The organism is Haloferax profundi (assembly GCF_001469865.1).
Lineage (GTDB): Archaea > Halobacteriota > Halobacteria > Halobacteriales > Haloferacaceae > Haloferax > Haloferax profundi.
On the sequence record NZ_LOPV01000338.1, the window covers coordinates 1 to 1,545 of the forward strand.

The window sequence follows — 1,545 nt, forward strand, 5'->3', positions numbered from 1 at the left end:
GATCCTCGTCTGCGGAATCGCTAGCTCGTCGAACAATCTGGCGGGTTTTCGATCCCGAAGCAGCTACTCCACCAGATCAAATTGAACTGCCTTCTGGGGAGCAGGGGAAGAACGTAGTATCTGCACTTCACTGGCTACGTGTGAATCTTGATTATTCGTACGATATCGAGGACTAGTTTTCTAGTTTACAGCCATCTTAGTGAGATACAGGAACTGTATCTTCATCGAAAAGGATACATCTGAGCTTCGACGGATCCGGTGAGTCAACGCCACTGATTTACTTGGGGGTTCTATTCACCGCAGCAGCTGGAACCTCACCGAACGCTGTCAGAATCAGCGTGCTGAATACAGAGGGTGCATTCAGCAATCGATTGTACTTCATTCCAGTAGATTTCCACCGAAATAGCCGTGGTGCGAACATGCGTTAGAAACTGTTCAACCAAATTTCGAATTGAGATAGGGTCTCAGATTTCACAGACCACAAACAGTATATGAGTATGTGTGCACTCTACTGTCATGTTTGGGGCCGTTCGGGACTATCTGGAAGAAGCGTATAATCCGAGTGTTCGGGGCGTAGTTATCATCTTGATGGGAGCGGGGTTTGCGCTGTTTATGCTCCTCAACAGTCCTGATTTCACTAATCCTTACTACCTGTTCGGAGTTGGAGTAAATATATTCGCGGTCATCTGGGCAGTAATTACGCTCACTTCCGTGCAGATAAACCGTCGCTAAATCTTTTCTCTATTACTACTCCGTCTACTTGCCAGCCACAGAATCATCAGTGACCGACTCGCGCTCTGTATTCAGCACACTTCCGACAAACTATCAGCGACTGGGGTTTCAACAGAGTCGATTAGTTCTATCCCGCCCTACTAAACCTCTGTTAGATCGGAAAAGAACTCAATAATCGCTCAAGAGATGTATGACACGCCGATGATGACGAGACAAACCCCAATGAATCGGTATAGCCAGATGATTATGTCAGAGGGCTCAGACGGCTCCGATTGGGGGTCGCGTAAGAAATCAAGACCGAAGTGGTATATCTGCCTTGGTTTGGCGATATATGCAACTCCGAGTATCGCAATTACAACCCCTGTGAGCTGAAAGAGTATACTCACACAGAATAGTTCTCAGCTGCGTTACTTGAATCTAAAGAACTGAGTGGGCTGGCTGAATTCGATGTGAAGGGATTACTTCAACAAGCCATGAGATTTTGGAGTACATTCGATAGGTTTGGTTAATGGGAAGTCCTCCACGGTGAGTCTCCCGACTTTTGTCGTCGATAGGCGATTGCGAATGACGCAGCACCAGCAATACTAGTGGCGCTACCGATAGCCGTGATCAATAATGTAGAGTCCCCTTCCAGGTAATTGAAGATAAATATCAAAAGTAGAAGGGCTTGTGAGAGGCTAGCGACTGCAATCCACCGTGGGTTCATGTTTGGGTACACACATTCTCTAGATAAATATCTCATGACGGTTTATTGCTCATCAGAGCACCGATAGGCGGACTGCAGCGTGTACTCTGCGTGGATTGCGCGTTTCT

1 protein-coding gene is annotated in these 1,545 nt (G+C 47.0%); it reads right to left on the reverse strand.

Annotated elements, in window-relative coordinates; translation table 11 throughout:
* Window positions 1-911: 911 nt before the first annotated feature.
* Window positions 912-1,118, reverse strand: coding sequence for a DUF6199 family natural product biosynthesis protein (locus tag AUR66_RS23160; protein WP_082682211.1), 207 nt, complete (start codon window positions 1,116-1,118; stop codon window positions 912-914).
* Window positions 1,119-1,545 lie beyond the last annotated feature (427 nt).